At 68.7% G+C, this 26,013-nt stretch carries 22 protein-coding genes; 7 read left to right on the forward strand and 15 right to left on the reverse strand.

The annotated features are described in order from the left end of the window. Positions 1–116: 116 nt before the first annotated feature. On the reverse strand, positions 117–1,514 hold the full coding sequence (locus BUB20358_RS16535) for an enolase C-terminal domain-like protein (RefSeq protein WP_035971365.1): 1,398 nt from the start codon (positions 1,512–1,514) through the stop codon (positions 117–119). Positions 1,515–1,576: 62 nt separating this feature from the next. Further along, positions 1,577–2,917: an MFS transporter gene (locus BUB20358_RS16540; RefSeq protein ID WP_035971364.1), complete on the reverse strand. Its 1,341-nt coding sequence runs from the start codon at positions 2,915–2,917 to the stop codon at positions 1,577–1,579. A gap of 308 nt (positions 2,918–3,225) precedes the next feature. Between BUB20358_RS16540 and BUB20358_RS16545 the strand changes: the two genes are divergently transcribed. Both BUB20358_RS16545 and BUB20358_RS16550 read left to right on the forward strand, forming a co-directional pair. Then, entirely contained in the window at positions 3,226–3,861 is a 636-nt protein-coding gene (locus BUB20358_RS16545; RefSeq protein WP_035971363.1) for a DUF2239 family protein, read from the forward strand. A 14-nt stretch (positions 3,862–3,875) separates the two neighbouring features. Next, positions 3,876–5,207, forward strand: coding sequence for a carotenoid oxygenase family protein (locus BUB20358_RS16550; RefSeq protein WP_035971362.1), 1,332 nt, complete (start codon positions 3,876–3,878; stop codon positions 5,205–5,207). A gap of 16 nt (positions 5,208–5,223) precedes the next feature. Here the strand turns inward: BUB20358_RS16550 and BUB20358_RS16555 are convergent, their stop codons facing one another. From BUB20358_RS16555 to BUB20358_RS16570, 4 genes are read right to left on the reverse strand one after another with little or no spacing between them, the layout of a single operon-like run. Then, complete coding sequence (locus BUB20358_RS16555; RefSeq protein ID WP_006762866.1) at positions 5,224–6,390, reverse strand: ABC transporter permease; 1,167 nt, start codon at positions 6,388–6,390, stop codon at positions 5,224–5,226. Between the two features lie 6 nt (positions 6,391–6,396). Next, positions 6,397–7,551, reverse strand: a complete 1,155-nt coding sequence (locus BUB20358_RS16560; RefSeq protein ID WP_006762865.1) for an ABC transporter permease — start codon at positions 7,549–7,551, stop codon at positions 6,397–6,399. Between the two features lie 18 nt (positions 7,552–7,569). Next, positions 7,570–8,265, reverse strand: coding sequence for an ABC transporter ATP-binding protein (locus tag BUB20358_RS16565; RefSeq protein WP_006762864.1), 696 nt, complete (start codon positions 8,263–8,265; stop codon positions 7,570–7,572). 1 nt (position 8,266) lies between these two features. Further along, positions 8,267–9,472 (reverse strand): efflux RND transporter periplasmic adaptor subunit, encoded by a 1,206-nt coding sequence (locus tag BUB20358_RS16570; protein ID WP_035971359.1) that lies wholly within the window; start codon positions 9,470–9,472, stop codon positions 8,267–8,269. A 382-nt stretch (positions 9,473–9,854) separates the two neighbouring features. Between BUB20358_RS16570 and BUB20358_RS16575 the strand changes: the two genes are divergently transcribed. Beyond that, positions 9,855–10,088, forward strand: a complete 234-nt coding sequence (locus tag BUB20358_RS16575; RefSeq protein WP_035971357.1) for a hypothetical protein — start codon at positions 9,855–9,857, stop codon at positions 10,086–10,088. Between the two features lie 80 nt (positions 10,089–10,168). On the opposite strand, the gene BUB20358_RS16580 is transcribed toward BUB20358_RS16575, so the two are convergent. Beyond that, positions 10,169–10,927, reverse strand: a complete 759-nt coding sequence (locus BUB20358_RS16580; protein WP_006762861.1) for a Mut7-C RNAse domain-containing protein — start codon at positions 10,925–10,927, stop codon at positions 10,169–10,171. A 93-nt stretch (positions 10,928–11,020) separates the two neighbouring features. Between BUB20358_RS16580 and BUB20358_RS16585 the strand changes: the two genes are divergently transcribed. Together BUB20358_RS16585 and BUB20358_RS16590 are read left to right on the forward strand one after the other, a co-directional pair. Further along, entirely contained in the window at positions 11,021–11,890 is an 870-nt protein-coding gene (locus tag BUB20358_RS16585; protein WP_006762860.1) for an NAD(P)-dependent oxidoreductase, read from the forward strand. A 79-nt stretch (positions 11,891–11,969) separates the two neighbouring features. Beyond that, positions 11,970–12,611, forward strand: a complete 642-nt coding sequence (locus tag BUB20358_RS16590) for a LysE family translocator (RefSeq protein ID WP_006762859.1) — start codon at positions 11,970–11,972, stop codon at positions 12,609–12,611. A gap of 157 nt (positions 12,612–12,768) precedes the next feature. Here BUB20358_RS16590 and BUB20358_RS16595 read toward each other — a convergent pair whose 3' ends face one another. Then, entirely contained in the window at positions 12,769–14,055 is a 1,287-nt protein-coding gene (locus BUB20358_RS16595) for an MFS transporter (RefSeq protein WP_006762858.1), read from the reverse strand. A gap of 97 nt (positions 14,056–14,152) precedes the next feature. On the opposite strand from BUB20358_RS16595, the gene BUB20358_RS16600 reads away from it, so the two are divergent. Continuing rightward, positions 14,153–15,082 carry a LysR family transcriptional regulator gene (locus BUB20358_RS16600; protein ID WP_035971356.1) on the forward strand — a complete coding sequence of 310 codons (930 nt, stop codon included), beginning with the start codon at positions 14,153–14,155 and terminating at the stop codon, positions 15,080–15,082. 208 nt (positions 15,083–15,290) lie between these two features. On the opposite strand, the gene BUB20358_RS16605 is transcribed toward BUB20358_RS16600, so the two are convergent. The 7 genes from BUB20358_RS16605 to BUB20358_RS16635 form a co-directional block, all read right to left on the reverse strand. Beyond that, the gene (locus tag BUB20358_RS16605) at positions 15,291–16,124 is read right to left on the reverse strand and encodes an OmpW/AlkL family protein (RefSeq protein ID WP_006762856.1); all 834 of its coding nucleotides are present in this window, start codon (positions 16,122–16,124) and stop codon (positions 15,291–15,293) included. Between the two features lie 16 nt (positions 16,125–16,140). Continuing rightward, entirely contained in the window at positions 16,141–17,382 is a 1,242-nt protein-coding gene (locus BUB20358_RS16610; protein WP_006762855.1) for a DUF2957 domain-containing protein, read from the reverse strand. Positions 17,383–17,559: 177 nt separating this feature from the next. Further along, positions 17,560–18,981 carry a DUF2957 domain-containing protein gene (locus BUB20358_RS16615; protein ID WP_035971355.1) on the reverse strand — a complete coding sequence of 474 codons (1,422 nt, stop codon included), beginning with the start codon at positions 18,979–18,981 and terminating at the stop codon, positions 17,560–17,562. Positions 18,982–19,411: 430 nt separating this feature from the next. Continuing rightward, positions 19,412–20,362: an N-acetyl-gamma-glutamyl-phosphate reductase gene (gene argC, locus BUB20358_RS16620; protein ID WP_035971354.1), complete on the reverse strand. Its 951-nt coding sequence runs from the start codon at positions 20,360–20,362 to the stop codon at positions 19,412–19,414. 338 nt (positions 20,363–20,700) lie between these two features. Then, positions 20,701–21,273 carry a flavodoxin family protein gene (locus BUB20358_RS16625; protein ID WP_035971353.1) on the reverse strand — a complete coding sequence of 191 codons (573 nt, stop codon included), beginning with the start codon at positions 21,271–21,273 and terminating at the stop codon, positions 20,701–20,703. 216 nt (positions 21,274–21,489) lie between these two features. Next, positions 21,490–22,101 (reverse strand): YbhB/YbcL family Raf kinase inhibitor-like protein, encoded by a 612-nt coding sequence (locus tag BUB20358_RS16630; RefSeq protein WP_035971352.1) that lies wholly within the window; start codon positions 22,099–22,101, stop codon positions 21,490–21,492. A gap of 382 nt (positions 22,102–22,483) precedes the next feature. Further along, positions 22,484–23,170, reverse strand: coding sequence for an orotate phosphoribosyltransferase (locus BUB20358_RS16635; protein ID WP_035971351.1), 687 nt, complete (start codon positions 23,168–23,170; stop codon positions 22,484–22,486). Between the two features lie 469 nt (positions 23,171–23,639). Here BUB20358_RS16635 and BUB20358_RS16640 point away from each other — a divergent pair, with 469 nt between their 5' ends. Beyond that, a complete protein-coding gene (locus BUB20358_RS16640) occupies positions 23,640–25,910 on the forward strand; it encodes an NADP-dependent malic enzyme (RefSeq protein WP_035971349.1) in 2,271 nt (756 codons plus the stop codon). The last annotated feature ends 103 nt before the right edge of the window (positions 25,911–26,013 follow it).

Consider the following 26,013-nt stretch of genomic DNA (forward strand, 5'->3'; position numbering starts at 1 on the left):
TACCCGTCCGAAGCTGCAGACAAAGTCGCACGCAGGTCGCGCACGTCGCGTCGGCTGCAAGCTCCACCACGCTCATCCGATCATCGCCACGCCCGCCGACGCGTGCGCGCTTGCCGTCACCGCCGCCCGAAACTCGGCCGCTTCGGATCGTACGTCCAGCCGGGCACCAGATAGCGCATCGCGACCGCGTCGTCGCGCGCGGTGCTGCCGACCGCGTTGTACAGCGCATGCGCGGCCTCGACCTGCGCGAGATCGAGCTCGATGCCGAGCCCCGGCCGCTCCGGCACCGCGACCTTGCCGCCGACGATCGCGAGCGGCTCGCGCGTGAGCCGCGCATCGCCTTCCTGCCAGATCCAGTGCGTATCGATCGCGGTGATCGTGCCCGGCGCGGCGGCCGCCGCGTGCGTGAACATCGCGAGCGACACGTCGAAATGGTTGTTCGAATGCGAGCCCCACGTGAGCCCCCAGTCGCGGCACAGCTGCGCGAGCCGCACCGACCCCTGCATCGTCCAGAAATGCGGATCGGCGAGCGGGATGTCGACCGCCTGCAGCCGCACCGCATGATCCATCTGCCGCCAGTCGGTCGCGATCATGTTGGTCGCGGTCGGGATGCCGGTCGCGCGGCGGAATTCGGCCATCACCTCGCGGCCCGAATAGCCGGCTTCCGGCCCGCACGGATCCTCCGCATACGCGAGCAGGTGGCCTTGTCCGCGGCACAGCGCGATCGCGTCGTCGAGCGACCACGCGCCGTTCGGATCGAGCGTCGCGCGCGCGTCGGGGAAGCGCGCCTTGATCGCCGCGATCGCTTCCATTTCGTCGGTGCCGGCCATCACGCCGCCCTTCAGCTTGAAATCGGCGAAGCCGTAGCGCTCGACCGCGGCTTCGGCCTGCCGCGCGATCGCGGCCGGCGTCAGCGCTTCTTCGTTGCGCAGCCGGAACCACGGATCGGTCGCGTGCGCATCGTCGCGATACGGCAGATCGGTGCGGCGCCGGTCGCCGATATAGAACAGATACGCGAGCATCGGCACCGCATCGCGCTGCTGGCCTTCGCCGAGCAGCGCCGCGACCGGCACGTCGAGATGCTGGCCGAGCAGATCGAGCAGCGCGGCTTCGATCGCGGTGATCACGTTGTCGAGCCGCAGGTTGATCTCGTGCGGCTGCCGCAGCACCGCGGCTTCGCCGGCCGACGTCACTTCGTGCCGGATCGTACGGCCGGCGCCCGCGCCGCCGCTGGACAACGCCGCGCGCACCGCATTCAGCGTCGCCTGGTAGCGGCCGATCGGCTGGCCGACCACGACGTCGATCATGCGCTCGAGTGCCTGGCGGATTCCTTCGCCGCCCGGCACTTCGCCGACGCCCGTGTGTCCGCTGTTGTCGTCGAGGATCACGAGGTTGCGCGTGAAGTACGGCGCGTGCGCGCCGCACAGGTTCAGCAGCATGCTGTCGCGGCCGGCGACGGGAATCACCTGCATGCGCGTGACGCGCGGGGTGCCGGCACGGCGGGATTCGGACATCGGTTCGCTCCTGGTTCCGTGGCGCACGGGCCGCCGGCTGCGCGGCGGCGGCCCGCGCCGTTTCAATGAAGTTCGACGCGGCGAATCTCGCCGACGACGAACAGATAGCAGATCACGGCGACGAGCGCGTGCGCGCCGACATAGACGAGCGCGCCGTTGAACGAGCCGCTGCGGTCGACGATGTAGCCGATCGCGATCGGCGTCGTGATGCTCGACAGATTGCCGCATGTGTTGAGCAGCGCGCCGCTCAGGCCGGCGATCTGGCGCGGCGCGGTGTCGGCGTTGACGGCCCAGCCGAGCGCGCCGAGCCCCTTGCCGAAGAACGACAGCGCCATGAACAGCACGACGAGCACGTGCGAGTCGGTGTAATTGCAGACGATCATCGACATCGACAGCAGCATGCCGACGACGATCGGCACCTTGCGCGCGACCGACAGCGACCGGCCGCGCTTGAGCAGCGCGTCGGATACGATGCCGCCGAGAATTCCGCCGCCGAACCCGCACACGGCGGGGATCGACGCGACGAGCCCCGCATTGAGGATCGACATCCCGCGCGCCTGCACGAGGTAGACGGGAAACCACGTGATGAAGAAATAGGTGAGCGCGTTGATGCAGTACTGCGCGACGTACACGCCGACCAGCATTCGGCTCTTCAGCAGCGCCTTCACGTGCCGCAGCGACGGACCGCCGTCGCGCGCGCCGGTCGCGTGGTCGATGTTGACGAGCGCGCCACCTTCCTCGAGGTAGTCGAGCTCCGCGCGATTGATGCGCGGATGATCCTTCGGGTCGTACACGGTGCGGTTCCACACCGCGACGAACGCGAAGCCGAGCACGCCCATCACCGCGAACACCGACTGCCAGCCGAACGCGTGCACGAGCCAGCCCATCAGCGGCGCGAACACGACGGTCGCCGCGTACTGCGCGGCATTGAAGATCGCCGACGCGGTGCCGCGTTCGGCCGCCGGGAACCACGCGGACACGATCCGGCTGTTCGCGGGAAACGACGGCGCCTCGGCCGCGCCGACGAGAAAGCGCAGCCCGAACAGCAGTGCGAACGCGGCGGCGCCGCCGAAGAAGCCGATCGCGCCCTGCAGCAGCGTAAACAGCGACCAGAAGAAGATGCTGAACGCATAGACGATGCGCGACCCGTAGCGGTCGAGCAGCCAGCCGCCCGGCAATTGCGCGACCACGTACGACCAGCCGAACGCGGAGAAGATGAAGCCGATCTGCACGTGATTCAGATGAAGCGCGCGCGCGAGGCTAGGGCCCGCGATCGAGATCGCCGCGCGGTCCGCGTAGTTGATCGTCGTGACGACGAACAGCACGGTCAGCACGACCCAGCGCACGCGCGTGCGCCGTGCGGTGGCCGACGCGGACGCCGGCAGCGCATGAAGCGGATTCATGTTGTCTCCTCCGATGAGCGGAAGGTGCCGTCGGGCGGCACGCGCGTCGCATGCGCGCGTTGTCGGTACGGATGCGGCCGTCGCTGCGGCCGCCGCCGGACGCCGAGGCGAGCGGCGTCCGGGCCATTCTGTCATGTCGAAAGTTGCGCTTTCATGCCAATGCTGACTCGATCGATTCAGCATTTGAATCGTTCTCGTGCGCGATACCGATTTCGACCGGAGGTGTGACGTTTTTTACCCGGGTGATATTGACATAGTTTTATACCCGGATAAAAATGGCGCCGTTTCGATTTCTTTCCGGGCACACGATGACGAATTCCATGCTTGTTCCTTCGTACACCGCGTTCGACGGTCACCGCCGGCTCGCGTCCGGACCGCTCGCGGCCGTCGCGCTGGCGGTCAAGCAGCTCGCGGGCGACGGGACGTCCGGCACGGCACTGATCTTCGACGACGTGACCGGCCGCTCGATCGACATCGACGTTCGCGGCACGGACGACGACGTGCGTGCGCGGTACGCGGTGCCGGCAGCAGCTGCGGACGCTACAGCCGGGACGGGCGACTCGCCCGGCGATCCGGCCACGCAGCGCGGCCGCGGCCGACCGAAGCTCGGCGTCGTATCGCGCGAGGTCACGTTGCTGCCGCGTCACTGGGACTGGCTCGCCGCGCAGCCGGGCGGCGCGTCGGTCGCGCTGCGCAAGCTGGTCGAGGACGCGCGGCGCACGCACGCGGCCGCCGATCGCCGCCGCGACGCGCAGGCGCGCGCATACCACTTCATGTCGGCGATGGCCGGCGATCTGCCCGGTTTCGAGGAGGCGGCGCGCGCGCTGTATGCGAACGACCTCGCGCGGATGGCCGATCTGGTCGCCGGCTGGCCGGACGACGTGCGCGATCATGCGCTTGCGTTGGCGCGCGGCGATCTGCCGCCGTCGGCCGAAGACTGCTGACGCAGGGCGGCGCGATGACGACGTTCGACCTGAACAGCGGCGCACTCGCGCCGGTCGCCGACGAAGTCGAGCTCGTCGACTTGCGCGTGACGGGCGCGATTCCGCCCGAACTCCACGGCACGCTGCTGCGCAACGGCCCGAACCCGCCCGGCGGCCGGTTCGACGGGAACGACGTGCTGTCGTGGTGGCCCGAGGCCGCGATGCTGCACGCGATCGCGTTCGAACGCGGCCGCGCGACGGCGTACCGGAACCGCTGGGTACGCACGCGCCGCTGGGCCGCCGTGCACGCGCCGGAGCACGCGTCGCGGCTGCCGGACACCAATCCGAACGTGAGCGTGCTGCGGCATGCGGGCGAGCTGCTCGCGCTCGCCGAAGGCGGCGCGCCGATCGCGATCACGACGGCGCTCGATTCGCTCGGCGCGCCGGCGCGGCACGCGGCACTCGGCGGCGCGATGACCGCGCATCCGAAACTCGATCCGGCGACGGGCGAACTGATGCTGTTTCGCGCGGACTGGCGCGAGCCGTGGCTGCGCTACGGCGTCGCGGACGCGCAGGGCGTCCAGCGCGTCGACGTCGAGGTCGCCGTGCGCGCGCCGTCGATGATGCACGACCTCGCGATCACCGAGACCCGCAGCCTGCTGCTCGACCTGAACGTCGGCTACGACTTCGCGATGCTGAAGCACGGGCATCGGATGCCGCTGCGCTGGCACGACGAGCGCGGCGCGCGGATCGGCGTGATCGCGCGCCACGGCGGCGCCGTTCGGTGGTTCGACATCGAGCCGTGCTTCATTCAGCACGTCGTGAACGCGTACGACTGCGACGAATCGTGCATCGTGCTCGACGCGGTGCGTGATCCGTGGTTCCTGCGGCTCGATCCGCGCACCGGCCGTTTCGACGACAACCCGCTCGGCGAGCTGTGGCGCTACGTGATCGATACCGCGCACGGGCTCGTCGACGAAGGGCCGCTTGCCGACGGCGGCATCGAGCTGCCGCGCATCAACGAAAGCCGGACCGGGCGCCGCTACCGCTACCTGTATGCGGTCGAGCAGCCGAACGGCGTCGAGATGCGCGGCGTGATGCGCTTCGATCACGCGCGCGGCACGACGACGCGTTACGCGGTGCCGCACGGCGACCAGAACGGCGAGCCGGTGTTCGTGCCGCGGCCGGGCGGCGTCGACGAGGACGACGGCTGGCTGCTGGTGGTCGTCTACCGTGCGGCGACGGACACGAGCGACGTCGTGATTCTCGATGCGCGCGCGATCGACGCGCGGCCGGTCGCGACCGTGCATCTGCCGCGGCGCGTGCCGGCCGGCTTCCACGGCGCGTGGGTGCCGGGCGGGCACTGAGCGGCCGGCGCGCGCGTCAATGCGCGCGCAACGCGTCGACGATGTTCAGCCGCGCGGCGCGCAGCGCCGGCAGGAACCCGCCGACGAGCCCCATCAGCAGCGAGAACAGCAGCGTCTTCACGACGATCGCGGGCGTCAGCACGAAGCGGAACGACAGGTCCGCGAAGGTCTGGAAGTTGGTCGTCGAGAACGACGCGAACTGCATCAGCGACGCGCACGCGAGCCCCGCGACGCCGCCGACGAAGCCGAGCAGCAGCGCTTCGAGCAGGAACGCGGCGAGCACGTTCGCGCGCTTGAAGCCGAGCGCGCGCAGCGTGCCGATCTCGGCGACGCGGTTCGCGACCGACGCATACATCGTGATCATTGCGCCGATTATCGCGGCGATCGAGAAGATCGTCGACAGCGTGATGCCGAGGATGTTGATGAACGTCGACAGCGCCTTCGACTGGTCGCCGTAGAACGTCTGCTCGCGCTTGGCCTCGTCGGTCAGCCGCGGGTCCACGTCGATGTCGGCCTTGAAGCGCGCGAAGCCGTCGGCGCTCGGGATGCGCAGCACCATCGACGAATAGCTGGTGCGCCGGAACGACTGCATCAGCTGGTCGACGTCGCCCCAGATCTCGGAATCGAAGCCGCTGCCGCCTGCGTCGAACACGCCGACGACGGTCCAGTCGCGCTGCGCGAAATGCAGGCTGTCGCCGAGCTGCGTGCCGCTGAAGCCTTTCGCGATCGCGCTGCCGACGACGATTTCCGACGAGCCCGGCGCGAACGGCCGGCCGGCGACGAGCTTCACGCGCGGCCGCAGCGCGAGGCCGTTCGGCGACACGCCGCGGATCACGACGTTCGACGGCTTGCCGCTCGACGTCTTCACGAGCGAGATCAGCACGACGGCCTCCTTCGACGCGAGCGGCCTGCCGTCCGGGCCGAGCGCGACGGCCGGATGCATCTCGAGCGCATTGGCCTGCTGATGATCGATCGCGCTCTGGATCTCGGTTTCGGCGCCTTTGCGGATCACGACGACGTTGTCGGGCTCGCCGGTCGACACGAGCGTCTGCGTGAGCCCCGCGTCGAGCATCAGCACGGTCGCGAACACGAAGATCACGAGCGCCATGCCGCCCGCGGTCAGCGCGGTGGTGAGCCGGCGTGCCCACAGGTTGCGCGCGATGTAGGTGAGCGGAATCGCCATGCGCGCTCAGCCGATCGCCCGCAGGCCTTCGACGACCCGCACGCGCGCCGCCTGCCACGCCGGCACGATCGCGGCCGCGATGCCGACCGCGATCGTGCACGCGGCCTGCAGCGCAACCGTTTCGGTCGACACCCTGAACACCGGGAAGATGCCGCCGGCGGCCTGCTTGAACAGGCTCGCGGCCGGCGGCGTCGCGAGCATCCCGAGCGCGCCGCCGGCCGCCGAGATCACGACCGATTCGCCGAACACGAGCAGCGCGAGAAAGCCGGGGCCGAAGCCGAGCGCCTTCAGCGTCGCGTATTCGGCGGTGCGCTCGCGCGCGCTCATCGCCATCGCGTTGGCCATCACGGCCATGATGATCAGGATCACCACGTACGACACGACGCGAATCGCCGCGATGATCTGGTTCGACATCGCGACGAAGCCGAGCTGGAACGCCTGTTCGGTCTCGGTCAGCGTCTCGGCGAGCGAGTTCTTGAATACGGCGTCGACGTTGCGCGCGATCGCGGCGCCGTCGTCCGGATTCGCGACGCCGAGCACGAACACGCCGACCTGGTCGGCCTGCTTCGGCGTGCGCTTGCGCACCGTTTCGTTCAGATAGTCCCAGTGGAATACGAGCTGGCGCGTGATCGTCGACTCGTCGCGGCCGTCGAGGATGCCGCGCACGACGAAATCCCACGTGCCCGGATAGATCGTGCCTTTCAGCGGAATCACGTCGCCGACCTTGAAGCCGAACTGCGTCGCGAGCTGGCGGCCGACGAGGCAGCCGCGGCGATCGCGGTCGTAGTCGGCGCGCTGCTGCGGCGAAACCAGGAATTCCGGGTACAGATCGAGGTAGTTGTCGGACACCGCGAAGCTCGCGAAGAAATTCTTCGGGTCGCGATAGATGCCGCCGAACCAGTTCGAGCGGACGACGGCCGTCACGCCGTCGACGCCGCGGATCCGGTTCTCGTAGCTCACCGGCAGCGGGAACACGAGCGAGATCGCGTTGCGCGTGACGAGCCGGCCGCTCGACGCGGCCGCGGCGCCCGCGTACCACGCGTCGACGACGGTATGCAGCAGCCCGAACGCGAGCACCGCGATGGTCAGCCCGAGCACGGTCAGCAGCGTGCGCAGCCGGTGCCGCAGCGCGTTGCGCGCGATCAGCTTCAGCACGTGCATCGTGCGCGCTCCCGCCGCTCAGCCGGCGTGCCCATCGATCAGCTCTCCTTTTTCCAGATGCACGAGCGATTTCGCGGCGCCGGCCGCATGCGCGTCGTGCGTGACCATGATGATCGTCTTGCCGAGCTCGGCGTTCAGCCGTTGCAGCATCGCGAGCACGTCGGTCGCCGATGCGCGGTCGAGGTCGCCGGTCGGTTCGTCGGCGACGATCAGCACCGGGTCGGTGATCAGCGCGCGCGCGATCGCGACGCGCTGCTGCTGGCCGCCGGACAGCTCGGACGGATAGTGCGTGGTCCGGTCGCCGAGATTCACCATGTCGAGCACGAGTTCGACGCGCTCGCGCCGTTCGCGCCGCGACAGGTGCGTGAGCATCAGCGGCAGTTCGACGTTCTCGAACGCGGTGAGCACCGGCATCAGGTTGTAGAACTGGAAGATGAAGCCGACGTTCGCCGCGCGCCAGTCGGCGAGCTGCGCTTCCGCGAGCTGCGAGATGTCGAGGCCGCCGACGCGCAGCTCGCCGCTGTCGGGCCGGTCGATGCCGGCGACCAGATTCAGCAGCGTGCTCTTGCCGGAGCCGGACGGGCCCATCAGCGCGACGAAGTCGCCTCCGCGGATGTCGAGCGTGATGTCGGTCAGCACGGGCACGACCTGATTGCCGCGCCGGTACGACTTCGCGACGTGGCTGATCTCGACGAGGGGCGGCGCGGCGTTCACGCTACTTCTTCGCGACGGTCACTTTCGTGCCGTCCTTCAGCTTCGCGTCCGGTGCGAGCACGACCGTGTCGCCCGATTTCACGCCGCCGATCGCGACGAGTTCGCCGATGCGCCGGCCGCGCGTGACGGGCACTGCGTGCACGACGTCGTCCTTCACGACGAACACGACCGGCCGGCCGTCGCGCTCGACGACGGCGCCGGCCTGCACGGCCGTCACCGGCCGCCGGTCCTGCGGCGACGCCGGCTTCGACAGGAACGCGATCTTCGCGCTCATGTCGGGCAGCACACGCTCGTCGCGATCGACGAAGCGCACCTTCACGAGCACGGTCGCCTTCGAGCGGTCGACGGTCGGCACGATGCGCGACACGCGCCCCGCGAAGCGCATGTCGGGCAGCGCGTCGAGCTGGATCTCGCACGGCTGTTCGGTGCGGATCTTCGCGATGTTCGCTTCGGCGACGTCGGCCTCGACCTCGAGCGTGTCCATGTCGGCGATCGTGACGACCGCGCCCTTGCTGTCCGACGCGGACGAGAACGGCGTGATGTTGTCGCCGACGTTCGCGTGCTTCGCGAGCACGATGCCGTCGAACGGCGCGCGGATCACCGTCTGTTCGACCGCGACCTGCGCGGCTTGCGCGTTGGCCTGCGCGGACGCGATCGCGGCCTCGCCGCTGCTCACCGACGCACGCGCCTTGTTCGCGCGCGCCGTGTCGATGTCGAGCTGCGCGGCGGGCACCGCGCCGCGCGGCGCGAGCGCGGCGGTGCGGCGCAATGCGATCTCGGCGTCCTTCAGCTCGGCCTGCTGCACGCCGAGATTCGCGCGGGCGACCTTCACCTGCGCAAGCGCCTGCGCGAGCGACGCCTCGACGTCGCGGCTTTCGAGCCGCGCGATGATTTCGCCCTTCTTCACGCGCGTGCCTTCGAGCACGCCGAGCCATTCGACGCGGCCCTGACCCTTCGACGCGACCGCGGCCTTGCGCTGCGGCACGACGTAGCCGGTCGCATTGAGCTGGGTGTCGTTCTGGTACGGGTAGGCGGTCGTGACGGACGTCGTTTCGACGGTCGGCCGGCCGGTGAGCGCGATGCCGGCGGCGAGCGCGGCGACGACGAGCGCCGCGATGATTGCGTAGCGGACCCAGCGGCGCCGGCGCGGCGCCGGTGCGAGCGGCCGCCGGTCGATTTTCAGTTTGTCCAGATGATGGTCGGGCAATTTGAGCGCCTCGCGACGGCGGCGGTCTGGCGACCGGCCGGGGTCCGGTTTCCCGGAAAGGGACGGAAGGACGCCAGTATAGCGTCGCGATCGGCGGCGCGAGAGGCGGTTCGTCGGATCGTTGACGCGGCGTCCGCGCGGCCGATGCGGCGCCGTCGAAGCGCCGCGCCCCCGGGAAAACCCGAGACTGCGGGCGAGCTGTCAACTTGCGGCGAACGCGGCGCGTTATGGAGCCAGTGCGTCAGCGTCCGGCGCGGCGACACGGCAGCAGCCGTGCGTCGCGTCGGCGTCCGGCAAGCCGGCGCGGCTGACGTTCCGATGCGGATGCCTCGCATCTTTTCGTACCGGTACGTTCGATTTTTTCTCCGCTAAAGGAAGAACAATGAAGAAGACGCTCGCTTCGATCATGACCGCAGCATTCGCTCTCGCATCGGTTTCGGCATTCGCCCAGGCGTCCGCGCCGGCAGCCGACACGTCGGCCGCCGCATCGGCACCGGCCAAGAAGGATCACAGCAAGCCGAAGCATCAGCTGAAGCGCCACGGTTCGAAGAAGGGCCAGGCGAAGGCGGCTGCGGCATCGGCCGCCGGCACGAACGACGCCGGCACGCAGAACTGATACGCGCCGCGCAGGCCGGCCCTGCCGGCCGCTCGCGGACAAACCCCGCATGCTTCATCGGCATGCGGGGTTTTGTTTTTTCAGCGATCGCGTTCGTCCGGCACCGCCGCGGTGCGCATGCTGTCGACCAGCGCGCGCATGCGCCGCCAGTGCGAGCCTTCCCAGAACACGCGTCGGCAGACGTCGCACTCGACGAAGCGCCGGTGCCGCTGCCGCACGCCGGCCGGCACGCGCGGCGCGGCGGCGTCCGCATCGAGCGCGTGCAGCGGCGCGTTGCAGCGCAGGCAGAGCCGGAACGGGCGCATGTACGGTGCGAGGGCGAGGCGCGAGAACAGTTCGCGCAACTGGTCGGCCGGCTGCAGCGCGTGCAGGTAGCAGCCGCGTGCGACCGCACGCCGTTTCAGCAGTTCGCGGTCGCGGGTCAGCACGAGCCGGCCTTCGCGCTCGGCGAGCGCGGCGATTTCGTCGTCGCGGTAGTGGTTGTCGTAGCAGGTGTCGAAGCCCGCAAGACGCAGCAACTGCGCGAGGCCGCCGAGATGCGCATCGGCGACGAAGCGCCATTGCTCCGATCGCGGTGTGGCCGGAGGGGCTGCTGCCGGTTCGCGCGCGCGCTCCGGATAGACGTCGATGCGGTCGCCGTCGCCGACCGGCCGGTCGAGGCCCGCGGCTGCGCCGTTGACGGTCAGCTGCCCGATTTCCGTATGCGGGACGCCGAGCGCCTCGATCGCGTGCTTCAGCGTCGCGTCGCGCGCACATGCGTGCGCAAACGCGCGGTCGCGCTGCGTGCGCGCCACAAACGCGTTCAGTTCGCCGTGAAAGCGGAAGGTCGCGGTCGCCATCCGCGCAGTATCGCATCGCGCATGGCCGGGCGCGCGCTGCAGGCGGCGTGCATCTGTGTTTAACTCGCGGCTTCATGGTCGAAGGAGCATGCAATGGATCTCGGATTTATCGGGCTGGGCGAAATGGGGCAGGCGATCGCGACGAACCTGCTGAAGGCGGGGCACGCGGTGCGGGTCTGGAACCGGTCGCGCGAGCGCGCCGAGCCGCTCGCCGCGTCCGGCGCGCAGATCGTCGATACGCCGGCCGACGCGTTTCGCGGTGACGCGGTGTTCTCGATGCTGGCCGACGATGCGGCCGCGCGCGCCGTATTCGACGACGCGCTGCTCGCGCAGGCGCCGCGCGGCCTGATTCACGTGAACATGGCGACCGTGTCGGTTGCGCTCGCCGAATCGCTCGCGCACGCGCATGCGTCGCGCGGCGTCGACTACGTCGCCGCGCCGGTGATGGGACGGCCGGACGTCGCGGCGGCCGGCCGCCTGACGATCATGGCCGCCGGCCCGGCCGAAGCGATCGACCGCGTGCAGCCGCTGTTCGACGCGATCGGCCAGAAGACCTGGCGGCTCGGCTCGCTGCCGCAGCACGCGAACGTCGCGAAGATCGCCGCGAACTTCACGCTCGCGTCGGCGATCGAGACGCTCGGCGAGGCGTCCGCGCTGCTCGGCGCGCACGGCGTCGCGATGCGCGACTTCCTCGACGTGATCACCAACAGCGTGTTTCCGGGGCCCGTCTACGAAGGCTACGGCGCGATGATCGCCGAGCGGCGCTACGAGCCCGCGCGCTTCAAGGCGCGCCTCGGGCTGAAGGACGTACGGCTCGCGCTCGAGGCCGGCGACGCCGCATCGGTGCCGCTGCCGGTCGCGAGCGTCGTGCGCGACAGCCTGCTCGATGCGCTCGCGCATGGCGGCGGCGACCACGATTTCGCGGTGCTCGGCGAAGCCGCGCTGCGCCGCGCGGGCCGCTGACGCGGCGCGCGACAGAACGGACGGCCGCGCGGCATAATCGGCCTTTCGTTTTTCTTGAACGGATCACGCGGAGACGGACATGAACCTGCATACGTGGTGGCTTTTCGTGGCGACGGTGTTCGTCGTGTCGGCGATTCCGGGACCGAACATGCTGCTCGTGATGACGCATGGCGCGCGGCACGGGCTGCGGCGCGCATCGGCGACGATGGCCGGCTGCCTGAGCGCGCTGGTGCTGATGCTGTCGGTGTCGGCGGCGGGGCTCGGCGTGTTCCTCGAAGCGTGGCCGGCGATGTTCAACGCGCTGCGCTTCGCGGGCGCCGCCTATCTGATCTACCTCGGCGTGAAGGCATGGCGCGCGCGCGTCGACGACGACGCGCCGGCCGCCGATGTCGAAGCCGTCGCGCGTCAGGCCGCGTCGGTGTCGCGCTGGGCGCTGTTCCGCAATGGCTTTCTCGTCGCCGGCAGCAACCCGAAGGCGATTCTGTTCGCGGCGGCGCTGCTGCCGCAGTTCATCAATGCGGCGGAGCCGACGCTGCCGCAGTTCGGCATCCTGGTCGTCACGTTCGCGGTGATCGAGGTGAGCTGGTATCTCGTTTACGCGTCGTTCGGCACGCGCATCGGGGCGACGCTGAAGAGCCAGAGCGTCGCGAAGATTTTCAACCGGCTGACCGGCGGACTGTTCGTCGGGTTCGGCGCGATGATGGCGCTGGTCCGGCACTGACGCTCAAACCGACTTCGGCCCGATGTAGGCCGATTTTCCGGCCTGATTTCCCAGGCCGATTACTCAGCCGATTACCCAGCCGATTACCCAGCCGCCTCGCGTACCGAACGCCCCGCGTCTCGCAAGAGCGCGGGGCGTTCGCGTTCTTGGGCTGCTGTCACGCACGCGGGCGCGGGAGCGTCGCCTGCCCGATAGCCCGATGGCCGCTCACGAGCCCGAATGCAGTCGCCGCGCCGGCGAACGCGAAGCCGACGCCGCACACCGCGCTCCACCCACCCCGCGCCCACGCGCTGCCCGCGAGCGCCGCGCCGATCGCGCCGCCGACGAAGAACAGTCCGACGAACAGCCCGTTCAGACGCCCGCGCGCGGCCGGGTTCAGCAGATTGATCTCGCGGCGGCCGAGCGTCTGGTCGACGATGACGCCCGCGTCGAGCAGCGCCGCGCCGCCGGCCAGCAGCGCGAGTGCGATGCCGCGATGCGTGTGCGCGTCGAAGCCGAACCAGCCGGCGCCCGCGATGCCGAGCACGGCGAGCGCGGCGAGCATCGTGCCGTGCGCGATGCGTTGCGCCGCGCGGCCTCGACCGCGATCGCCGGCGCGTCCGGCGAGCGGCGTGACGATCGCGCCGCTCGCGCCTGCGAACGCGAACAGCGCGATGCCGTGCAGATCGAGCCCGAACGGCGGCTGCGCGAGCCGCAGCCCGATCGCGGTCCAGAACGCGCTGAATGCAGCCATCGCGAGCGCGGCCGACAGCGCGTGCCGCCGCAGCACCGGTTCGTCGGCGACGAGGCGCACCATCGACGCGAGCAGCGCGCGATAGCCGGCCGTCGCGGCCGGCCGGCGCGGCGGCAGCCGCAGCGCCAGCACGATCGCGATCGCGGCGTTCGCGACTGCGGCGAGCGCATAGAACGCGCGCCACCCGGCGGTGCCGGCGACCAGGCTCGCAAGCGGCCGCGACAGCAGGATGCCGAGCATCAGCCCGCTCATCACGTTGCCGACTGCGCGGCCTCGCTGCGCTTCGGGCGCCATCGACGCGGCCATCGGCACGAGCATCTGGATCACGCTCGACGCGGCGCCGGCGACGAGCGTCGCGGCGAGGAACACGGTGCCGGACTGCGTGAACGCAGGCAACGCGAGCGCGGCCGCGCAGACGGCGAGCGTCGCGACGATCACGCGGCGGTTTTCGAGCAGATCGACGAGCGGCACGAGCAGTACGAGGCCGGCCGCATAGCCGAGCTGCGGCAGCATCGCGACGAGCCCGGTCAGGCCCGCCGGCAGACGGAGATCCGCGCTGATCGCGCCCGTGAGCGGCTGCGCGGCGAACAGATCCATCACGATCACGCCGACGGTGGCGGCGAAGAACAGCGTCATGCCCGCGCTCAGCGCAGGCGGCGCGCCGGCCGCGGGGCGGACGGCGACACGGCAGGAATCGGCAGGGCAGTTCATCGGAAGCGCGAGGACGAAGTCGAACGAATCCCCATCGTAGGCGGCCGATGTATATGCGACAATTGAAATATGTCTAACATGTTTATGCGAGTTTGTTTTGAATACGCGTGATCTCCAGGCGTTCGTCGCGGTGGTCGACAGCGGGTCGATGGTCGCGGCGGCCGCGAAGCTCCATCTGACTCAGCCGGGCCTGACGCGGCGCGTGCAGAACCTCGAGACGCTGCTCGGCGTGCCGCTGCTCGACCGTCAGAGCAAGCCGCTGAAGCCGACCGCGGCCGGGCGCGACGTCTATGCGCTCGCGCGCGACGTGCTGTCCGCGGTCGACGCGCTGATGGCCGCCGGCGCGGCGGACGGCGAGCCGATCGGCGAACTGCGCATCGGCGTTCCGCCGTTTCTGTCGGAGCTCGCGCTCGAGCGGCCGATCGACCGGCTGCGCGACGCATTCCCGCGCCTCACTCTACGCGTGACGGCCGGCTGGTCGCCGGCGCTGGTACAGGGCGTGGAGCGCGGCGCGCTCGACGTCGCGACCGTGATGGTGCCGGCGAGCGCCGCGTTGCCGGAAGCGCTGACGGCCACGCTGCTCGGCACGCAGCCGACGGTGCTCGTCGCGGCGCGCGACTTTCCGCTGCCGGACGGTCCGCTGGCGCTCGATGCGCTGTCGCGCTTCCCGTGGGTGCTGAGCCAGGACGGCTGCGGGATGCGCTCGGCGCTCAGCCGCGCGCTCGGCGCGGCCGGCCTGCCGTTCGACGTCGCGGTCGAGGCGTTCGGCTCGGAACTGCAGTTATCGCTGGTCGCGCGCGGTGCCGGGATCGGGATCGCGTCGCCGAATGCGCTCGCGCGCAGCGCGCATCGCGATGCGCTGAGGGTCGTCGAAACGACAGGGCTCGAGACGCGGATCAACGTATGGATCGTGCACGGCACGTTGCCGGGCCGGCTGATGCGGCCGATCGCGCTGTTGCGCGATGCGCTCGCCGAGGTGCTCGACCGCGAGAACGGGAAGGGGTCGGATGCGTCGAAAGTGACCTGACGTACGTATTCGAGGGAAATTCCTTATTTTCTCTACGGAAATGTTGCAATGCAGAAATCGTTTCGCTATAGTTACACCTGTCTCCTCCATGTCTCCTCTGATATGGATTCAGCCCGCCTCTGAAGGCGGGCTTTTTTTTGCCCGCGATTTTCCCGCCCGCGCGCCGCGCCGCGCGCCGCGCGCTCCGTCGCGAAGCCCGCCGCGCGCGTCAGAACTTGTACGTCATCGCGATGTAGCTGATGATCGGATCGGCCTTCAGATCCGATTTCGTCTCCGCGAGCACCGTGCCGTCGGCCGCCTTGATCGTCACCGTCGACGTCGTCTTCAGCGGGATGTATGTGACCGACGCCAGCAACCCGAAATGCTCGGTGATGTTGTACTGCAGCCCTGCGTTGAACACCGGTTGCCACGACGACGACGCCTTCGCTTCCACCGACGTCGTCCCCGGCTTGCCGGCGCCCGCCGCGAGAATCGCGCCGAGGTTGTCCTGCGTCTGCTTGATGAAGTTCGTGTTGAGCTGCAGGTCGCTGAACCAGTTGTACGACACGCCGAGGCCGACAAACGGCCGGAACTTCGCGTTCGCCTGCCCGAAGTAGTACTGCAGCAGCACCGCGGGGCTCCACTGGCGCACGCTCTTCACGATCGGATTGACCGCCGCGAGCCCGACGTTCTGCGTGCCGAGCGCGCCGGCCGGGCCCGGCGGCTTGATCGTGCCCTGGCCCGACACCTTGAATACCGGCGGCACGCCGGCCACCGACGTGACCGCGATGTGATCGGTCAGGAAATGGCTGATCGTCAGCCCGACCGTGTCGGCGCCGCTCGTGTGCAGGCCGGTGCCCGGCGACGTGAACGTCGCCGGCAGCCGCAGCGGCGTGTTGATCGGCGTCGGCGCGACGTGGGTCGTCATCGGCGTGCTGCTTTGCTGCGGCATCACGTGGAACCAGCCCAGCGTGACGACGTTGCTGCCGGCGCTCTGCGCGAGCGCCGCGAGCGGGGCCAGCGCGGCGGCGCAGGCCGCCGCGCCAAGAAGCGTCTTGTTCATCTCGGCTGCCCTCCGCTTACTGGACGAACGCGCCGATCGTGAAATACGGCGTCGAACCCGCGTTGTCGAGGAAGCCGAACACGCCGCCGGTGAAGATGAACTTGCCGGTCGGCGACGTGCTGCCCGAGCCCGTGTGGATCGTCGTGACCGTGCCCGGCACCTTCTGCGTGTAGTCGAGATCGAGTGCGGTCGCGAGCGACGCCTGCGACGGCTGGAACGGATCGAGCAGCGTCGCCTGCTTGTCGATCAGCGCGGTGGTCCGGTAGTCGAACTGGCTGTCGACGCCGATGTACTCGCCGTTCTGCGAACCGACCGCGACCGCCGTCTGCGGCGCGAGGATCGAGATGCTCGATTCGTCGTCGGCGGTGAGGCCCGGCACCCCGTTGCTGTCGGGCGTCGGATTCGGGTTCGCGACGCCGGTGCGCACGAGGATCGGCACGAGCTGATTGCGCAGCTTGCCGACGACCATGAAGCCCTTGCCTTGCGGCGTCGCCGACAGTGTCGGCTTCACCTGGCTCTGGTAGTGATCGGTCTCGAACGCACCGCTGCCGTCGGCCGACAGCACGAGATTGGTGCCCTTCTGCGTGCACGCGCCGCCCGCGAACTGGCCGGTCGAGTCGCACTTGGTCCACGTGCCGTCCGCATTGATCGTCACCTTCGCGTCGATCGACACCGGCGCGAAGTTTTGCGACGGCACCTCGCCGAAGCCGACGTGGCTGTACGTGCCCGCGACGTTCGCGATGTTCGTCTCGATCGACGAGAAGCCGATGAACGGGTAATACGGAAATTTCGTGTCGGGCACCGCGGCCTGGCCGAGCACGCCGCCGAACTGGATCTCCTTGCCGGGAATCGTGCCGCCGGCGACGCCGTAGCCGACGAAAATGCGCGCCGGGCGCGCCGGGTCGAGGCTCGCGCCATTCAGCCGGAACGCGCACTGGTTCAGCTTGTTGGTCGGCAACAGCGTTTCCTGCGTGAGCGTGCCGCTGTCGACGGTGCCGGCGCGCGTCGGCGTGACGGTGCCGGTCGTGCGCGGCACCGGCGATTCGACGTACGTGACCTGCCAGGTCATCTTCGTCGTGTCGAGCTGAAGCTTCACGAGTTCGCCGCTGCCGGCGCCGCCGGTATAGACGGTGTTGTAGTCGAGCGTCGCGGGGCAGAGCCGGTCCTCGACGAGCGGCGGCGGATTGTCGCTGCCGCCGCCGCACGCGGAAAGAAGAGGGGCGGCAAACGCGGCCGCCAGAACGAGGTTGCGCTTCATGTTGCTCCTCCAGATTTGTCTTGTACGGCGGCCGGCTCCCTGTCGGCCGCTTCTGTTGCTTGTGCTCGTACTGCCGGCGCCGTGCCGGGCGCCTTCCTGCTGTCGTGCGTGCTCGTCTGCGGGACGCGTCGTGTCGCGCGGCGGCGGCCCCGGCGGCGGCCGCCGTGTGCGCGGCCGCTACTTGCTGATCTGCGCGCCCACGCCGAAGTACGGGGCGGACGACGTACTCGAGTTCGCCGACGTCGACGTGACGCCGCCGTTCACCGTGCCCTGCACGAGCGCCGCATACAGCCCGCCGGTCGCGATCACGACGCCCGACGCCGACGGATACGTCGCACCCGCGGCCGGCGTCGTCGTCGTGTTCAGCAGGCCCGGCGTCGCCTGGCCGTAATCGAGCGTGAAGCCGTCTTCCTGCGCCTGCGTGGACGGGTTGATGAACGCCGCATTGCTGCCGCGGATCAGCGCTGCCGTGTACTTGAAGTTCGAATCCGCGCCCGCGTAGCCGCCGTCGATCGCGCCCGACGCGATCGCCGTCGCCGCGCCGAGCACCGCGATGCCCGACTCGTCGTCGACCTGCGCGTCGGTGTGCAGCGGCGCCGTGCCGAGGTTCACGTTGCCCGTGCGCACGATCACCGGTACGGTCGCGCCGTTCAGCTGGCCGATCACCATGTGCGCGGTCGCCGACTTGCCGGTCGCGCCGACCAGCGGCAGCTGCGTTTGCGGCAGCGTCTGCGGCGCCTTCGTGCTGTCGAAGTAGCCGCCGTTCGCGCTCGCCTTCCACGGATCGCCGGTCGTCTGGCAGCCGCCGGCGTTCGTCGACGTGCACGCGCCGTTCGCGTCGAACGTCTCGCTCGAGTTCGACCCCTTCGTCGCGTAGTTGCCTGACGGCACGAGGTGGTAGATCAGCGCGTTGTACGTGCCGGGCAGCTTCGACAGGTCGGTCGTCGTATTCGCGAAGCCGAGGAACGGATAGAAGTCGAAGTGACGGTTCGGCACCTGGCCGACGTTCTGCACGAGGCCGGGGATGATCGTCAGTCCGTCGTACTGGATCGTCGCGCCGGGAATCCCGCCGCCCGCGACGCCCATCCCGACGAGCAGCATCGGCGGATTCGCCTGATTGAAGTCGGCGGCGGTCGAATAGGTCGAGCCGTCCGACGCGGTGCCCGTGCCCGGCGTGAGGATGAACGCGCAGCGCGTCTGTTCGGCGGTCGGCAGCGTGCCGGTGGGCGGATGCATGACCTTGCCGGTGATCGTCGTGCCGACGCGGGTCGGCGTGACGGTGCCGGTCTTCAGCGGAATCGGCGATTCGAGCCACTTGAGCGTGTAGGTCATCGCGACCGCGTCGATGTTGACGCTGACGATTTCGCCGCTGCCGGCGCCGCCGAGGTAAGTGCTCTTCACGATGTCGGCGTTGGCCGGGCACAGCGCGCCGTTCACCGGCAGCGACGGCGGCGGCCCTTGCGTGCCGCAGCTCGAACCGGAACATTGAGGCGCATTGATCGGCGCGGGCGAACCGCCGGAGTCTCCGCCACCACAGGCAACGAGAAAAGGCGCGATGGCAAAGGCCGTTGCCACCCCCTTCGATAAGGCGTGCGACATGCCGCTGTCTCCAATCGTTTAATTGTGCGAGCTAATGTCGCTGCGCGGATTTTTGCTGTCAATTGATGAACCCGTCTAAAAAAGACGATTGAAACGCGCGTCGCGTTTTTCATCCTTGCCGTATAGGGATTTCCGTAAGAATTAAAACGCGCGACACGCAGCCGACGGCTGTCTCGACAGCCTCGGCGCAGCCTTCAGCCGGCTTCGCACGGGCGCTCGCGCGTATAGCGGAAGCGTTTAAAGCGGCGGTATCCGGTTTATCCCTATTCGGGATCGACGGAACAAAGATGTGATGAAATTAATCGGCGGAAATCGTGAAATTGAAAGCTTGTAAATATTTGTAAATGCAGCGACTGAATTTTATTTATTGTCTGATACGGGCAAATAAAAAGCCGGCCACCGGCCGGCTTTGCATCGGATGCGAAGATGATCAGCGCTTGAGGCCCGTGCCCTCGGCGGCGCCGATGTTGATGTTCATGCACTGGATCGCGGCGCCCGATGCGCCCTTGCCGAGATTGTCGAGACGCGCAACGGTCACGAAGCGCTCTTCGTTGCCGAACACGAACAGGTCGACGCGGTTCGTGTCGTTGTTCGCCTGTACGTCGAAGAAGCCGCCGTCGAGGTTGGCATCCGCATTGAACGGCGCGACGCGCACGAACGCTTCGTCCGCGTAGTACTCGGCGAGCACGCGCTGCACGTCCTGCGGCGTCGCGCGCTTCGCGAGCTGCTCGGGCGTGAAGTACGTCGTCACCGCGAGACCCTTCAGGAACGGGCCGACGATAGGCGTGAAGATCGGCGGATGGGCGAGACCGGTGTGCGCGGCCATTTCCGGCAGATGCTTGTGCGTGAGGCCGAGCGCATAGGCGCGCGGGCTCGCGAGCTTGCCGCCCGGCGCCGCGTTTTCGTAGTCGGCGATCATCGATTTGCCGCCGCCGCTGTAGCCGGTGATCGAGTAGCTGTGCGCGGCGAACGTCGGTGCGACGATCCCGGCGTCGACGAGCGGACGCATCGCGAGCACGAACGCCGACGCATGGCAGCCGGGCACCGCGATGCGCTTCGACGTGCGGATCTTCTCGCGCTGCGTGCGCGTGAGTTCGGGCAGGCCGTACGCCCAGTCGGCGCTCGTGCGGAACGCGGTGCTCGCGTCGATCAGCGTCGTGTTGGGGTTCTCGACCAGCGACGCCGACTCGCGCGACGCGACGTCCGGCAGGCACAGGAACGTGACGTCCGATGCGTTGATCAGACGGCGGCGCTCGTCGACGTCCTTGCGCTTCGCGTCGTCGATCCGCAGGATTTCGATGTCGTTGCGCGCCGACAGGTATTCGAAGATCTTGAGGCCGGTCGTGCCTTCCTGGCCGTCGACAAAAACTTTGGTGCTCATTTCGCTCTCACAGAATGAAACGGGAGCCGCGGCGCCCTGAAACCGCCATTTTAAGACGTCATCCGGCGGGCCCGCCCGCGCCGGCCGAAAAAAAGACGGTCGGACGCTCGCGTTGCGTCCCTTTGGTGCGCGCGCGGGTGGCCGGGCATCGCGCCGTGCTGCTCGCCGCGCCGGCGGCGGCACAAGGCGGCACGGGCGGGACGCGCACGGTAGATAGAGGAGTCACGTCGAAGAGCGCGCACGGAGCAACGGCGCGCGCCGTCGCCGGCATCGTCCGTGCGTGCCGGCAGGTGCGGGCGATCGACAGCGGCGCCGGGCTCGTACGCGCGCGGCCGCGATCAGCGCGCGCCGGCCAGCCAGCGCGCAGTCGCTTCGGCGACGCGCCGGCCGAACGCCTTCGCCGTCTCGAGGTCGCCGGGCAGCGGGCCTTCGTCCGGCGTCGCATCGGCGGGCGACTGCGCGAGCAGGCCGGTGAAGCCGCCGACGTAGTTGATGTCGTTGCGCGTCGCCGCCTTCGAGTTCGCCGGCATCATCCCGGTGCCGACCCACACCATGCCGTGCTGCATCGACAGCGTGACGAAATACTGGATCGTCGAGAACTTGTCGCCGTTCATCGTCGCGGAGTTCGTGAAGCCCGCGGCGATCTTGTCCTTCCATTTCTGCGTGAACCACGCTTTCGACGTTGCGTCGGCGAACTGCTTGAACTGCGCGGACGGGCCGCCCATGTAGGTCGGCGCGCCGAAGACGATCGCGTCGGCTGCATCGAGCGCAGCCCAGCCCGCGTCGTCGAGCTCGCCGACCGCGATCAGGCGTACCGCCGCGCCCGCGTCCTGCGCGCCCGCATGGACGGCCTCGGCCAGTTTCTGCGTGTGACCGTAGCCGCTGTGATAGACGATGACGATGTTCGACATGAAGCGTTCTCTGGAAAGGGACGGGAACGGCGGCCGCAGCGGCGCGCCGCGCGATGCGCTGCCCGCGGGCGGCGCGGCGGATGCGCGGCTGGCGCCGCGAACCGTGAAGACGAGTCTAGCAAGCCGAAATGACGGAAACCTGCGGGCGACGCGCCCGGCAATGCGCGGATGCCGGCGTTGCGGTGCGGCCTGCGATCGGCCGGCCGGCCGCGCGCATCACTGCCCGTAGTGAACGGTCAGCCGTGCAGTGCCGATCGTCTCCGTGCCGATCTCGTGCTCGAACATCGGCGCCGGTCGACCCTGCGCGACACGCAGATCGAGGCTCTTCAACGCATAAACCGTGATCACGTAGCGATGCGGCTTGCCGGGCGGCGGGCACGGGCCGCCGTAGCCGTCGGTGCCGAAATCGTTGCGCGCTTCGCTCGCGCCGATGCGCCGCAGGAAGCCCGACCCGCTCGCGTCGGCCGGCACGCTCGTGACGGTCGCCGGGATTCCGGCGACCGCCCAGTGCCACCAGCCGCGCCCCGGCGCGTCGGGATCGAAGATCGTGATCGCGTAGCCGCGCGTGCCGGGCGGCGGATTGCGCCACGTGAGCTGCGGCGAGCGGTTCTCGCCCTTGCAGTCGCCGCGGTCGAACAGGTTCGCGATGCCGACGCGCCCGCCGGGCGCCAGATCGTCGCTCGACACGGTGAACGGGCCTTGCGCGTGGGTGACAGGCGCCGCGAACGCGGCCAGCGCGATGAGCGCGGCGGCCCGGAACCAAGCGGCGACGAACGGAGACGGACGACCCGATGGCGCAGGCGGAGCGATCCGGCGATCCACACGCATATGGCGCTTCTCCCGTCACGTGGGCCGGGCCGACGACCCGGCATTGTTGGCGTTGTGCGTTGCCCGCGCAGCCGATGGCCGCGACAGGTCAAGTCTAGCATTAGGGTCGGTTTATATAGGGCACGCGTCGGCGTCGCCGTGAGCCGCGGCGGTGCGGAATGCGTGCTGCGGCGCGAATGCTCGCGGCCGGTCGAGCACATGGGGCGAGATCGACACGATTGCCGGGTTTGGCGCGCGATGGCGGACAAGCATAGGCCCAGGCGCGCGACGTCCGCCGCGCTCGCCCCGGCCGCGCGCCGCGGCGACGGACGAAAAAAACCGCTCGCGGTGCGGGCGAGCGGTTTGCCGTCGGCGGGTTCGGCCGGCATGCGGCCGGCCGGCGTCAGTCCTGCGCGCCGGTCGCGCCGCCGTGCGCAGCCGACCATTCGGCCGGTGCGTGCAGGAATTTCTCGACTTCGTCGAGCGTCTTCGTCTCGAAGTAGCCGGACGCCTTCGCGACCCGCAGCACGTCCCACCACGTCGCGAGCGCGTGCAGATCGACGTCGATGTCCTTCAGCACCGACACGCTTTCCTTGAAGATGTCGTAGTGGAACAGCACGAAGCAGTGATTCACCGTCGCGCCGGCCGTGCGCAGCGCGTTGATGAAGTTGATCTTGCTGCGGCTGTCGGTCGTCAGGTCCTCGACGAGCAGCACGCGCGAGCCTTCTTCGAGATGGCCTTCGATCTGTGCGTTGCGGCCGAAGCCCTTCGGCTTCTTGCGCACGTACTGCATCGGCACCATCAGGCGATCCGCGATCCACGCCGCGAACGGGATGCCGGCCGTTTCGCCGCCCGCCACCGCGTCGATCTGCTCGAAGCCGATGTCGCGCAGGATCGTCGTTTCCGCCATTTCCATCAGGCCGCGCCGCACGCGCGGATACGAGATCAGCTTGCGGCAGTCGATGTAGACCGGGCTCGCCCAGCCCGACGTGAAGATGAACGGTTTTTCGGCGTTGAAGTGCACCGCCTGCACTTCGAGCAGGATTTTGGCGGTCGTATCCGAGATCGACTGACGATCGTAGCCTGTCATGGGCATTCCTTGGGTGATGAGCGAGGAGCGGGCGCGGGCCCGGTGGCGCAGCAAGGGAAACCCGTCCGGAGGGCGGGGGCGATCGGAGCACCGACCGCCTCGCTGCGCGCGTAGCCGGCTATTTTACCCGATTCAGGCCGCTTTTCGGCGGAATTCGCGCAGATTGGACGCGCTGCGTGCCACGGGAGAAACGACCAACGAAATGGCGCGCGACGGCACGCATGCGCACCCGCGGCGGCGATGCGGCGGCGCAGCAACGCACGCGATGCGCGGGGTGTACACTAGGCGGCCCTTAGAAATCGTTCAGTACTTTGTACTTTCCTCTTGCCATCCGCCAAGGTTCGATGGCGTGCCGACCCGGCGCGTCGCGGCCGTCTCGCAGTCGACCATCCCCTCGATTCACGCAGACGCGGCTCAAGGTGCTGTGTACTGGACCGTCAATATTCCGCATGTCTCTCGCAGGTCAATCATGGACGAACAACTGAAGCAGGCCGCTCTCGCTTACCACCTGAATCCGAAACCCGGCAAGATTTCGGTCACGCCGACCAAGCCGCTGTCGAACCAGCTCGATCTGTCGCTCGCGTATTCGCCGGGCGTCGCGGCCGCGTGCGAGGCGATCCACGCCGACCCGCTCGACGCGCAGAAGTACACGTCGCGCGGCAATCTCGTCGGCGTCGTGACGAACGGCACGGCGGTGCTCGGCCTCGGCAACATCGGCCCGCTCGCCGCGAAGCCGGTGATGGAAGGCAAGGGCTGCCTGTTCAAGAAGTTCGCCGGCATCGACGTGTTCGACATCGAACTGTCGGAATCGGACCCGGACAAGCTGGTCGAGGCGATCGCGATGCTCGAGCCGACGCTCGGCGGCATCAACCTGGAAGACATCAAGGCGCCCGAGTGCTTCTACATCGAACAGAAGCTGCGCGAGCGGATGAAGATTCCCGTCTTCCACGACGATCAGCACGGCACCGCGATCATCGCGTCGGCCGCGATCCTGAACGGCCTGAAGGTGGTCGGCAAGAACCTCGCGGAAGTGAAGCTCGTATGCTCGGGCGCGGGCGCGGCGGCCATCGCGTGCCTGGACCTGCTCGTGAATCTCGGCCTCACGAAGTCGAACATCCTCGTGACCGATTCGAAGGGCGTGATCTACGAAGGGCGCGGCAATCTCGATCCGTCGAAGCAGCGCTACGCGGCGACCACCGACGCACGTACGCTCGCCGATGCGATCGTCGGCGCCGACGTGTTCCTCGGCTGCTCGAGCGCCGGCGTGCTGAAGCAGGACATGGTCAAGGCGATGGCCGACAAGCCGCTGATCCTCGCGCTCGCGAACCCGGAGCCGGAGATCCGCCCGGAAGACGCGAAGGCCGTGCGCCCGGACGCGATCGTCGCAACGGGCCGTTCGGACTACCCGAACCAGGTCAACAACGTGCTGTGCTTCCCGTTCATCTTCCGCGGCGCACTCGACGTCGGCGCGACGACGATCACCGAAGAGATGAAGCTCGCGTGCGTGCGCGCGATCGCCGAGCTCGCGCAGGAAACCGACCAGAGCGAGGAAGTCGCGAAGGCGTACGAGGGTCACTCGCTCGAATTCGGGCCCGACTACCTGATTCCGAAGCCGTTCGATCCGCGCCTGATCATCAAGATCGCGCCGGCCGTCGCGCAGGCCGCGATGGATTCCGGCGTCGCCACGCGCCCGATCCAGGACATGGACGCGTACCGCGAACAGCTCGGTGCAACCGTCTATCGCACCGGCATGGTGATGCGTCCGGTGTTCGCGACCGCGAAGAAGGCCGCGGCCCGTATCGTGTTCGCCGAAGGCGAGGACGAGCGCGTGCTGCGCGCCGCGCAGTTCGTGCTGCTCGAGAAGATCGCGAAGCCGGTCATCATCGGTCGTCCGTCGGTCGTCGAGATGCGTCTCGCGAAGATCGGCTCGAAGCTGAAGGCGGGCGTCGACTTCGAAATCGTCAATCCGGAAGACGATACGCGCTATCACCGCTACTGGCAGGCGTACCACGAGATCGGCGCGCGCGACGGCGTGACGCCGGAAGTCGCGAAGGCCGCGCTGCGCAAGTTCAACACGCTGATCGGCGCGATGCTCGTGCATCTGGGCGACGCGGACGGGATGATCTGCGGGATGATCGACACGTACCACAGCCATCTGAAGTTCATCGAGCAGGTGCTGGGCCGCGCGAAGGGCGCCGAGCACTTCGCGGCGATGAACCTGCTGATGCTGCCGGGCCGCAACCTGTTCCTGTGCGACACGTACGTGAACGAGCTGCCGAGCGCCGAACAGCTCGCCGACATGACGATCCAGGCGGCGGCCGAGATCGAGCGCTTCGGCATCGTGCCGAAGGCTGCGCTGCTGTCGAACTCGAACTTCGGCAGCGCGCCGTCGGCGTCGTCGCGCCGGATGGCCGAGGCCCGCAAGCTGATCGTCGAGCGTGCGCCGAATCTCGAAGTCGACGGCGAAATGCACGGCGACGCGGCATTGTCCGAAGCGGTCCGCAAGGCCGCGTTCCCCGGCACGACGCTGTCGGGCGAAGCGAACCTGCTGATCATGCCGAACGTCGAAGCGGCGAACATCGCGTACAACCTGCTGAAGATGGTCGGCGGAGAAGGCGTGACGGTCGGCCCGTTCCTGCTCGGTGCGGCGAAGCCCGTCCACATCCTGACGCCGGCCGCGACCGTGCGCCGGATCATCAACATGACGGCCGTTGCCGCCGCGAACGTGAACACGAAGTAAGTTCGCACGCGCATCGCGCATCGCGCGCCGCGCATCGTGCGTCGTGCGCGGTGCAATGAAAAACGCCACGGAACCCGCGTTCCGTGGCGTTTTTTTTATCGTG

It is taken from the genome of Burkholderia dolosa (assembly GCF_902499135.1).
Taxonomy (GTDB): Bacteria; Pseudomonadota; Gammaproteobacteria; order Burkholderiales; family Burkholderiaceae; genus Burkholderia; species Burkholderia dolosa.

What these genes read in the sequence shown, in the direction of transcription:
- BUB20358_RS16535 (WP_035971365.1), bottom strand. Translation starts at nt 1,514, where the DNA reads ATGTCCGAATCCCGCCGTGCCGGCACCCCGCGCGTCACGCGCATGCAG.
- BUB20358_RS16540 (WP_035971364.1), bottom strand. Translation starts at nt 2,917, where the DNA reads ATGAATCCGCTTCATGCGCTGCCGGCGTCCGCGTCGGCCACCGCACGG.
- BUB20358_RS16545 (WP_035971363.1), top strand. Translation starts at nt 3,226, where the DNA reads ATGACGAATTCCATGCTTGTTCCTTCGTACACCGCGTTCGACGGTCAC.
- BUB20358_RS16550 (WP_035971362.1), top strand. Translation starts at nt 3,876, where the DNA reads ATGACGACGTTCGACCTGAACAGCGGCGCACTCGCGCCGGTCGCCGAC.
- BUB20358_RS16555 (WP_006762866.1), bottom strand. Translation starts at nt 6,390, where the DNA reads ATGGCGATTCCGCTCACCTACATCGCGCGCAACCTGTGGGCACGCCGG.
- BUB20358_RS16560 (WP_006762865.1), bottom strand. Translation starts at nt 7,551, where the DNA reads ATGCACGTGCTGAAGCTGATCGCGCGCAACGCGCTGCGGCACCGGCTG.
- BUB20358_RS16575 (WP_035971357.1), top strand. Translation starts at nt 9,855, where the DNA reads ATGAAGAAGACGCTCGCTTCGATCATGACCGCAGCATTCGCTCTCGCA.
- BUB20358_RS16580 (WP_006762861.1), bottom strand. Translation starts at nt 10,927, where the DNA reads ATGGCGACCGCGACCTTCCGCTTTCACGGCGAACTGAACGCGTTTGTG.
- BUB20358_RS16585 (WP_006762860.1), top strand. Translation starts at nt 11,021, where the DNA reads ATGGATCTCGGATTTATCGGGCTGGGCGAAATGGGGCAGGCGATCGCG.
- BUB20358_RS16590 (WP_006762859.1), top strand. Translation starts at nt 11,970, where the DNA reads ATGAACCTGCATACGTGGTGGCTTTTCGTGGCGACGGTGTTCGTCGTG.
- BUB20358_RS16595 (WP_006762858.1), bottom strand. Translation starts at nt 14,055, where the DNA reads ATGAACTGCCCTGCCGATTCCTGCCGTGTCGCCGTCCGCCCCGCGGCC.
- BUB20358_RS16605 (WP_006762856.1), bottom strand. Translation starts at nt 16,124, where the DNA reads ATGAACAAGACGCTTCTTGGCGCGGCGGCCTGCGCCGCCGCGCTGGCC.
- BUB20358_RS16610 (WP_006762855.1), bottom strand. Translation starts at nt 17,382, where the DNA reads ATGAAGCGCAACCTCGTTCTGGCGGCCGCGTTTGCCGCCCCTCTTCTT.
- BUB20358_RS16615 (WP_035971355.1), bottom strand. Translation starts at nt 18,981, where the DNA reads ATGTCGCACGCCTTATCGAAGGGGGTGGCAACGGCCTTTGCCATCGCG.
- argC (WP_035971354.1), bottom strand. Translation starts at nt 20,362, where the DNA reads ATGAGCACCAAAGTTTTTGTCGACGGCCAGGAAGGCACGACCGGCCTC.
- BUB20358_RS16625 (WP_035971353.1), bottom strand. Translation starts at nt 21,273, where the DNA reads ATGTCGAACATCGTCATCGTCTATCACAGCGGCTACGGTCACACGCAG.
- BUB20358_RS16630 (WP_035971352.1), bottom strand. Translation starts at nt 22,101, where the DNA reads ATGCGTGTGGATCGCCGGATCGCTCCGCCTGCGCCATCGGGTCGTCCG.
- BUB20358_RS16635 (WP_035971351.1), bottom strand. Translation starts at nt 23,170, where the DNA reads ATGACAGGCTACGATCGTCAGTCGATCTCGGATACGACCGCCAAAATC.
- BUB20358_RS16640 (WP_035971349.1), top strand. Translation starts at nt 23,640, where the DNA reads ATGGACGAACAACTGAAGCAGGCCGCTCTCGCTTACCACCTGAATCCG.